This is a genomic window from Arthrobacter sp. TB 26 (assembly GCF_000427315.1).
Taxonomy (GTDB): Bacteria; Actinomycetota; Actinomycetes; order Actinomycetales; family Micrococcaceae; genus Arthrobacter.
The window spans coordinates 1-8,615 of the sequence record NZ_AUPJ01000032.1; the positions used below are offsets into that span (position 1 = coordinate 1).

General features: G+C 67.6%; 7 protein-coding genes. All 7 read right to left on the reverse strand.

Going from position 1 to position 8,615, the window contains the following annotated elements; translation table 11 throughout:
* Nucleotides 1–251: 251 nt before the first annotated feature.
* Nucleotides 252–746 (reverse strand): CoA-binding protein, encoded by a 495-nt coding sequence (locus K789_RS0100550; protein WP_024365042.1) that lies wholly within the window; start codon nt 744–746, stop codon nt 252–254.
* Nucleotides 746–2,146, reverse strand: a complete 1,401-nt coding sequence (locus K789_RS0100555; RefSeq protein ID WP_024365043.1) for an O-acetylhomoserine aminocarboxypropyltransferase/cysteine synthase family protein — start codon at nt 2,144–2,146, stop codon at nt 746–748. Before K789_RS0100555 ends, K789_RS0100550 begins: the two co-directional genes overlap by 1 nt.
* Nucleotides 2,146–3,339, reverse strand: coding sequence for a dimethylsulfone monooxygenase SfnG (gene sfnG, locus K789_RS0100560; protein WP_024365044.1), 1,194 nt, complete (start codon nt 3,337–3,339; stop codon nt 2,146–2,148). Before sfnG ends, K789_RS0100555 begins: the two co-directional genes overlap by 1 nt.
* Nucleotides 3,332–5,386, reverse strand: coding sequence for an acetate--CoA ligase (acs, locus tag K789_RS0100565; RefSeq protein ID WP_024365045.1), 2,055 nt, complete (start codon nt 5,384–5,386; stop codon nt 3,332–3,334). The genes sfnG and acs overlap by 8 nt, the downstream gene beginning before the upstream one ends.
* Complete coding sequence (locus tag K789_RS0100570) at nt 5,377–6,288, reverse strand: ABC transporter permease (protein WP_024365046.1); 912 nt, start codon at nt 6,286–6,288, stop codon at nt 5,377–5,379. Before K789_RS0100570 ends, acs begins: the two co-directional genes overlap by 10 nt.
* Nucleotides 6,288–7,331, reverse strand: a complete 1,044-nt coding sequence (locus K789_RS0100575) for an aliphatic sulfonate ABC transporter substrate-binding protein (RefSeq protein WP_024365047.1) — start codon at nt 7,329–7,331, stop codon at nt 6,288–6,290. Before K789_RS0100575 ends, K789_RS0100570 begins: the two co-directional genes overlap by 1 nt.
* A 128-nt stretch (nt 7,332–7,459) precedes the next feature.
* Nucleotides 7,460–8,320 (reverse strand): ABC transporter ATP-binding protein, encoded by an 861-nt coding sequence (locus K789_RS0100580; RefSeq protein WP_024365048.1) that lies wholly within the window; start codon nt 8,318–8,320, stop codon nt 7,460–7,462.
* Nucleotides 8,321–8,615 lie beyond the last annotated feature (295 nt).

Consider the following 8,615-nt stretch of genomic DNA (forward strand, 5'->3'; position numbering starts at 1 on the left):
CCGGGGCGGAGTCCTTCCGATGCCTCCCCGCCGCCCTGTCACACCCGGGCTTCCCGGCCCGGGCGCGGACCGGAGCCTTCCCAAGGATCCGCTGCCGGCGCCAACGCTTCCCGGCGGGCTTCCGACCCTTCCCGGCCAGCCCTAGTCCCTTGGCGGCCCGTCCGGGTCGCGGGCTGCGTGCGGGCTCGCCGTTTCGTTACAGCGAGTCCGCACGGCCCGCCGCGAGCCGGGCATCCGAAGGCGCAGGACGCTTAGGCCAGCACCTGGCGCTTGGAGGAAATGACCCCGGTGTCGAAGCCGGCCAGGTGCAGGCCGCCGTGGAACCGGGCATGCTCAATCTTCACGCAGCGGTCCATCACGACGTCGAGCCCGGCCGCTTCGGCTTCCTTCGCCACGTCCTCGTGCCATGAGCCCAACTGCAGCCAGAGAGTCTTGGCGCCGGCCGCGATGGCCTCGTCCAGGACACCCGGCAGGTCATCGTGCTTGCGGAACACGTCCACAATGTCCGGGCTCTCCGGCAGATCCGCGAGCGAGGCGTACGTCGGTTGGCCGAGGATCTCCTTGACCACCGGGTTCACGAAATAGACCTTGTAACGCGTGGAGGACTGCAGGTAGGTTGCCACGAAGTAGCTTGCCCGGGACGGCTTGTCCGACGCGCCCACAATCGCGATCGATTTCGCCTGCCGCAGCAGGTTCAGCCGTTCCGGCGCGGACGGGCCGGTCCATGTTCGCTCTTCAACAGTCATTAGTTGGCTCCGATCGTGCAGGCTTCAGGCTCTGATGTGTCCGCGGAAGCGGCGCATCGCGCCGCCGAGGAACGAGGCGGTGTGTCTAAGCCGCGGGCGGATGCATCAGAGGCTGCCACCGTCGCCACGTCCAGCGCCTGGTCCAGGTCCCAGAGGATGTCCTCGATGTCTTCCAGCCCGATCGAAATCCGGACCAGGTCCTCGGGGATTCCGGCGGACTCGAGCTGTTCGGGGCTGAGCTGCTGGTGGGTGGTGGAACCCGGGTGGATCACGAGGGTCCGGGAGTCACCGACGTTGGCCAGATGCGAGGCCAGCTGCAGGGACTCGATGAATTTCTGCCCTGCGGCGCGGCCTCCCTTCACCCCGAAGGAGAACACCGACCCCGGCCCCAGCGGCAGGTACTTTTTGGCCCGCTCGAAGTGCGGGTGCGAGGGCAGGCCCGAGAAGTTCACGTAGGCCACGCGCTCGTCCGCTTCAAGCCACTCCGCTACGGCCTGGGCGTTCTTGAGGTGTTCGTCCAGGCGCTGCGGGAGGGTTTCCACGCCCTGCAGCAGCTGGAACGCAGACAGCGGCGACAAGGCGGGTCCGATGTCGCGCAGCTGTTCGCAGCGCAACTTGGTCAGGAAACCGTACTCGCCGAAGTTTCCCCACCAGGAAACGTTCCCGTAGGAGGCCACCGGTTCGGTCATGGTGGGGAACTTGCCGTTGCCCCAGTTGAAGCGGCCGCTTTCGACAATAACGCCGCCCAGCGTGGTTCCGTGGCCGCCGAGGAACTTCGTGGCCGAGTGGATCACGATGTCGGCCCCGTGTTCGATCGGCCGCACGAGGTACGGGGTGCTCAGGGTGGCGTCGACGACCAGCGGGATGCCGGCGTCGCGCGCCACCTTTGCCAGCCCCTCGAGGTCCTGGACTTCCGACGACGGGTTGGCCACCACCTCGACGAAAATCGCCTTGGTGTTCTCCCGGACCGCCGCGGCGTAGTCCGCCGGGTCGGTGCCCGGGACGAAGGTGGTATCCACGCCGAAGCGGCGCAGCGTGACGTCCAGCTGGGTCACCGTGCCGCCATAGAGCTGGGAGGCTGCGACGATGTGGTCGCCGGACTGGGTGAGCGCGGCAAACGTGATGAACTCCGCGGCCATGCCCGAGGACGTGGCCACCGCCCCGATGCCACCTTCAAGGGACGCGATGCGCTCCTCGAATGCGGCGACCGTCGGGTTGCCGATCCGGGAGTAGATGTTGCCGTACTTCTGCAGCGCGAACAGGTTGGCGGCGTCCTGGGTGTCCTTGAACACGAACGACGTCGTCTGGTAGATCGGCACGGCACGGGCGCCGTGCTCGGCGTCGGGCGTGCCGCCGGCGTGCAGGGCGCGGGTGCGGAAACCGAACTTGCGGTCGGCCATTACGCAGCCACCTCAATCTTGGCAACGGGGGTCGCGGACAGGTCCAGCTCCGTGCCGTGCTTGCGGGCCAGGTCCGCCTCGAGTTCGCGCACAATCGGCAGGACGTCCTGGCCGAACGCGGCGACCTCCTCCTGGAAGTGCAGGTACCCGGTGAGGAACAGATTCACGCCGATCTTCTTGTACTCCACGATCCGCTCGGCGATCTGCTCCGGCGTGCCGATCAGCTGGGTCTTGAAGCCGTCGTTGTACTGGACCAGGTCCTCGAAGCTCGAATCGGCCCACATGCCCTTGCCGTCCTTGGTGGACGCTCCGGCCTCCTGGACAGCGTCACGGAAGCCCTCGACGGCGGGCTTGTGCGCCTTCGCGACGATCTCGCGGAGGGTGTCCCGGGCCTCCTTTTCCGAATCGCGGGCGATCACGAAGCCGTTCAGGCCGAACCTGGGGGCGGGGAGGACGCCGTCGGTGCCGCGGCGCGCCTCACCGGCGGAGGCAACGACGCCGGCGATGTTGTCCTTGAACCCTTCGAGGTCCTTGCCGTTGGAGAAGTACCAGTCGGCCACCCGGCCGGCGGTGGCCTGGGCCGCGGTGGAGTTGCCGCCGAAGAAGATCTCCGGGTGCGCGCGTCCGGGGACATCCACGGGCGCCGGCTGCAGGGTGAAGTCGGTGATGTTGTAGTACTTGCCGGACTGGCTGTATTCCTGTTCGGTCCAGAGCCCGCGCAGGACCTTGATGAATTCCTCGGTGCGGACGTAGCGCTCGTCGTGTTCGAGCCATTCAAGGCCGAAGTTTTCGAACTCGGCCTTGAGCCAGCCGGAGACGATGTTCACGGCGGCGCGGCCGTTGGAGATGTGGTCCGCGGTGATGATGAACTTCGCCAGGACGCCGGGGTGCCACATGCCCGGGTGGACGGCCGAGATGACCTTGAGCCGCTCCGTTGCGGCCAGGAGTGCCAGGCTGAACGAGGTGGCTTCGTGCTGCTTGTCCGCGCCGTAGGACGCGGCGTAGCGGGTCTGCGTCAGGGCGTATTCGAAGCCGGAGTTCTCCGCGATCCGGGCCAGCTTCTTGTTGTACTCGAAGTCCCAGCCGGTGCGCTGTTCGATGGTGGAGACCACCAGGCCGCCGGAGACGTTCGGGACCCAGTAGGCGAACTTCAGGGGTTCGGAGAGACGGGCGACGCTGCTGATGTCAGTCATGGGTGTTCCTTACTTCTGGGGTGTTTCCTAAGGTGGTAGTGCGTTCACGCAGGACGGTCTGGATGCCTGCGATCGACGGTTCGTTCTGCAGCGAGGTCGTGTCGCCGAGCGTGGTGCCTTCGAACAGCTGGGTCAGCAGCCGGCGCATGATCTTGCCGCTGCGGGTCTTGGGCACATCAGGAACGACGACGACGTCGCGCGGTTTCGCGATCGGCCCGATCTGAGTCGCGACGTGCGCCCGGAGTTCGGCGGCGATTTCCTCGCGCCGCTTAGACACCCTCGCTCGTTCCTCGCTCGCGCGATGCGCGGCTACCGAGGAAATCGTCGCCGAATCCTTCAGCACCACAAACGCGACGACGGCGTGGCCGGTCTTCGGGTCCGCGACCGGACAGACGCCGGCCTCCACCACGTCCGGGTGCGAGACGAGGGCCGATTCGATCTCGATCGTGGAGAGCAGGTGTCCGGAGACGTTGAGGGTGTCGTCCACCCGCCCGAGGATCCAGATGTCGCCGTCGTCGTCGTACTTGGCGCCGTCACCGGCGAGGAACCAGCCCTGCGCCGCGTACTGCCGCCAGTAGGAATCGAAGTAGCGCTGCGGGTTCCCCCACACGGTCCGTGCGATGGCGGGGCCGGGGGCGTCCACCACGATGAAGCCCTGGACGCCCGGCGGCACGGTGTTGCCGGCGTCGTCCACGATCCGGGTGCCGACGCCGGGCAGCGGCCGGGCGGCGCAGCCGGGCTTGAACTCGGTGTCGGTCGGGGCGGGGGAGAGGATGGTGGCGCCGGTTTCGGACTGCCACCAGGTGTCAACCACCGGGGCGGTGCCGGCGCCGACGTTCTCCCGGAACCAGCGCCACGCCTCGGGGTTGATGGCCTCCCCGACAGTGCCGAGCAGGCGGATGGAGGAGAGGTCGTACGTGTCCGGAACGCCGTCCGGGAACCAGCCCATCAGCGACCGGACCAGGGTGGGGGCGGTGTAGTACTGCGTGACGCCGTAGCGTTCGATGATTTCGAAGTGCCGGCCCGGGTGCGGGGTGTTGGGGGTGCCCTCGAAGATCACCTGGGTGGCGCCGTTGGAGAGCGGGCCGTAGAGCTCGTAGGTGTGGGCGGTGACCCAGGCGAGGTCTGCCGTGCACCAGTGGACGTCCTGGGCGCGGAGGGCGGGGTCCGGGTTGCTGAAGAGGTGCTCGAAGCTCCAGGATGCCTGCGTCAGGTAGCCGCCCGAGGTGTGGACCAGGCCCTTGGGCTTTCCGGTGGTCCCGGAGGTGTACATGATGAACAGCGGTGTTTCGGCGTCGAACACTTCCGGCGTGTGGACGTCCGGGGCCTGCCCGACGGCGTTATGCCACCACACGTCGCGGCCCTTGGTCATCGGGACGGTGTCCAGCTGTTCCGGTGGAGTGGTGCGGTTGACCACCAGGACGTGCTCAATGTTGTTCTGGCCGGAGACGGCCGCGTCCGCGTTGTCCTTGACCGGCACGGCGACGCCGCGGCGGAACTGGCCGTCGGTGGTGACGAGCAGCTTGGCGCCGGTGTCCTCCACCCGGAACTTGAGCGCCTCGGCGGAGAAGCCGCCGAAGACGAGGGAGTGGATGGCCCCGATGCGGGCCACCGCCAGGGTGATGATCACAGTTTCCGGGATGACCGGGAGGTAGATGACCACCCGGTCACCTTTGGTGATGCCGAGGCCCAGGAGGGCGTTCGCGGCCCGGGAGACCTCGCGCTGCAGTTCGGCGTAGCTGATGGTGCGCCGGTCGCCGGGCTCGCCCTCGAAGTGCAGGGCCACTGTGTCACCGCGTCCCGCGGCCACGTGGCGGTCGACGCAGTTGTACGCGACGTTGAGCCTGCCGCCCTCGAACCAGGTGATGTCGGGGCCGATTCCGGCGTCGACGTCGGCCGGGACGCGGCGGTGCGTGGTGTGCCACGGCCTGTCCCGACCGGGCACGTCCTCCCAGTCGAGCCGGAGGGCGGCCGCCTCCCAGAAGGCGAGGCGCTCTTCGTTGGTGACCGGGACGCTGGCCGGGGCCGTTTCAGTATTTACGCCCATCGTTTCACCGCCCATTTCTCGGCGAGGCCCAGCAGGGCATCGGTGATCTTGCCGATCACAGCCAGCAGCACGATCGCCAGCAGGAGCCGGTCCGTGCGTCCGTTGTTCTGGGAATCCGTGAGCAGAAAGCCGAGCCCCATCGAGGAGGCGATGAGTTCCGCGGCCACCAGGAACAGCCAGGCCTGGGCCAGCGCCAGCCGGAGCCCGGAGAACACCGCCGGAACCACGGCCGGAAGCTGGACCGTGGTCAGCAGCTTCACACCCTTGAGGCCGAAGGCGCGCGCCGCTTCCACCAGGTTCCGGTCCACGTGCCGCAACGCCAGGGAGACGGTGGTGAACACGGGGAAGAAGGCGCCGATAAGGATCAAGGTGATCTTGGAATCCTCGCCGATCTTCATCCAGAGGATGAGCAGCGGCACCCACGCGAGCGACGGGACGGCGCGGAGGGCGCCAATGGTCGGCGCAAGCAAGGCGTCGGCGAACCGGGACAGGCCCACCAGCGATCCGAACACCAGTCCCAGGGCAGCGCCAGCAGCAAAGCCGATCAGCACCCGCTGGGTGGAGATCGCGATGTGCTGGCCGAGCTGCCCGCGCTGGAGCAGGTCCAGTCCGGCCTCCAGCACCATCGCCGGCGGCGGGAGCTGGACCACGCTGAACACTCCCGCCGCCGTGGAGAGCTGCCAGGCGGCCAGGACCGCAGCGGGAATGATCAATCCAAGGAGCAGACGCGCCCAGCCGTTGGCGAGGATCCCGGCGGGGGACCATCCGTTCGCCGGGGAGCCACCTCCACCCGTAGCGGGGGAGTTCGGCTGGGCGGCGTCTGCCGGAGTTGCGGGGACGGCTGCAGCGCGCCCGTCCGCAACGCTGGTGCCAGTGAGGTAAGGATTTCCGAGGCGGGTCATCAGGAATCCTTGATGGCGGACGCGTCCGCCATCTTCACCAGCGAGTCATCAAGAATGGTAGCGACGGCGTCGTCGATCTGCTTCTGGCTGGCTACGTCCCCGGTCTCCACGAACGTGGGGCCGATCTTCGCCAGAACCTTGCGCTGTGCCTCTCCCGGTGCCGGATCCACGTTCAGGTTGCTGCGCTCCAGCACCACGGTCTTCGCGACGGCGAGGTCCAGGCCGGCGGCCTCGGCGAGGATTTGTGCCGTCTCGTCCGGGTTGGCCACGGCCCAGGCGCGGGCTTTCTCGTAGGCGTTGACGACGGCCTGCGCCTGCTTCGGCTTGTTTTTCAGGAAGGATTCCGTGGCGTTCAGGAAGCCGTAGGTGTTGAAGGAAAGGTTCCGGTAGAAGAGCGTGGCGCCCTTCTGCTCCGCGCCGGCCATGATCGGGTCCAGCCCGGACCAGGCATCCACCGAGCCGTTTTCCAGTGCGGCGCGGCCGTCAGCGTGCTGCAGGTTCTGCACCGTGACGTCCTTGGCGGAGATCCCGGCTTCGGAGAGCGACTGCAGCAGGAAGAAGTAGGGGTCGGTGCCCTTGGTCGCGGCCACGGACTTGCCCTTGAGGTCGGCCACGGTGGTGATGCCCGAGGAGGACTTCGCCACGAGGGCGGCCCATTCCGGCTGGGAGTAGATATCGATCGTCTTGATCGGGGAACCGTTGGCGCGGGCCAGCAGCGCGGCGGATCCCGCCGTCGAGCCGACGTCGATCGCGCCGGAGCGCAGCGCCTCATTGGCCTTGTTGGACCCGGCGGACTGGACCCAGTTGACGGTGACACCCTGGTCCTTGAGGGAGGCCTCAAGCCAGCCCTTCTTCTTGATGACCAGGCTCAGCGGGTTGTACGTGGCGAAGTCGATGTTGAGCGTCCCGCTCTCGACGGCGGCGTTCGCCGCGGGGGACCCGCCGGATCCTTCACCTGCGACGCAGCCCGTGAGGACGAGCGCGGCGGAGGCGGCGACGGCGCCTATCACGGAACGGCGGGTGGCTTTGCGGGTGAATGACATGGGGATCCTCTGGGAGACGAAGTGGCGTGGAAAGAAGGGCAGGCGGGCAGGAGAGAGGGTGGCGCTGGAGCGCAGGAGCGGCTGTGGTGTTCCCGGGCGCTTCGAAGGAAACCCGTGCGGCGTCGAAGCTAGTGGCCGTCGACGCCGAGGGCCGCCAGGAGGGAGGCCCGCATTCGGGCCAGTTCCACGGACCCGCGGTCCCGGGGACGTTCACCAGGGACGGTGACGGTGCGCACGATGGTTGCGCCGGACGCCTTGGCCGCTGATCCTGCAACGGCGTTGTTGTCCTTGCCCAGGATGATGATGCGGTCGGCAAGCTGCAGGGCCTCGTCGACGTCGTGGGTCACCAGCAGCACGGTGGTGGGCTCGGCGCGGTGGATGTCCAGCAGGAGGTCCTGCATCTTGATCCGCGTGAGCGCGTCGAGCGCGCCGAACGGTTCGTCGAGGAGCAGGACGCCGGGGTTGCGGGCAAGGGCGCGGGCCAGGGAGGCCCGCTGGGCCATACCTCCGGAAATTTCGCGGGGGCGGTGCTTGGCGAAGTTCGTCAGTCCTACGAGTTCGAGCAGCCGGGACACCTTTGCCTTGCCGTCCCTGGCGCTGATGCCGGTGGGCAGGCCGATGGCGATGTTGGCCTGCAGCGTGTGCCATGGCAGGAGGCGCGGTTCCTGGAAGGCGAAGGCGCAGCGGGAGTCAATGCCCTGGACGGGGGTGCCGTCGATGTTAACGCTGCCGGCCGTGGGGGAATCGAGTCCGGCGGTGGCCCGGAGCAGCGTGGACTTGCCGCACCCGGACGTGCCGAGGATGGCCAGGACTTCCCCGGCGCGGATTTCGAAGTCGATGTCGCGCAGGACGGTGTGCGCCTCGGCGCCGGTGCCGAAGGTGCGGCGCAGGGAGTGGAAAGCAACCGGCAGTGCCGGGGTGCGGGTGGTTGCTCCGGCGGCGGCGTCCGGGGACGTCTCAGGCGCGGAGGAGGACAGGACAGCAGTCATAGGGGCACTCCATCGGTCCTGGCAGTAGCACCCTACGGAAAGAGCCTGTCAGCCGGGTGGTCAGTCCGGCCGGTCCCACGGCTCTTGCCTTGCTATCGTCGGAGTCCAGGGAGGAATTCCGGCGACCAGGGTTGCTGCGGCTTCATCGATCCAGGTCTCTCGGCCGCTCGGGATGGTCGCTTTCTACTAAAACGGAATCGGAGCTTTTTCCCAAATGGGGGTGTTTTTCGGCGTAATATTCGATCTTTCGCTGCATGGGGGCAGGATGCTGGTCACTTGTTCGAAAGTGGCAGCC

What these genes read in the sequence shown, in the direction of transcription:
- K789_RS0100550 (WP_024365042.1), bottom strand. Translation starts at nt 746, where the DNA reads ATGACTGTTGAAGAGCGAACATGGACCGGCCCGTCCGCGCCGGAACGG.
- K789_RS0100555 (WP_024365043.1), bottom strand. Translation starts at nt 2,146, where the DNA reads ATGGCCGACCGCAAGTTCGGTTTCCGCACCCGCGCCCTGCACGCCGGC.
- sfnG (WP_024365044.1), bottom strand. Translation starts at nt 3,339, where the DNA reads ATGACTGACATCAGCAGCGTCGCCCGTCTCTCCGAACCCCTGAAGTTC.
- acs (WP_024365045.1), bottom strand. Translation starts at nt 5,386, where the DNA reads ATGGGCGTAAATACTGAAACGGCCCCGGCCAGCGTCCCGGTCACCAAC.
- K789_RS0100570 (WP_024365046.1), bottom strand. Translation starts at nt 6,288, where the DNA reads ATGACCCGCCTCGGAAATCCTTACCTCACTGGCACCAGCGTTGCGGAC.
- K789_RS0100575 (WP_024365047.1), bottom strand. Translation starts at nt 7,331, where the DNA reads ATGTCATTCACCCGCAAAGCCACCCGCCGTTCCGTGATAGGCGCCGTC.
- K789_RS0100580 (WP_024365048.1), bottom strand. Translation starts at nt 8,320, where the DNA reads ATGACTGCTGTCCTGTCCTCCTCCGCGCCTGAGACGTCCCCGGACGCC.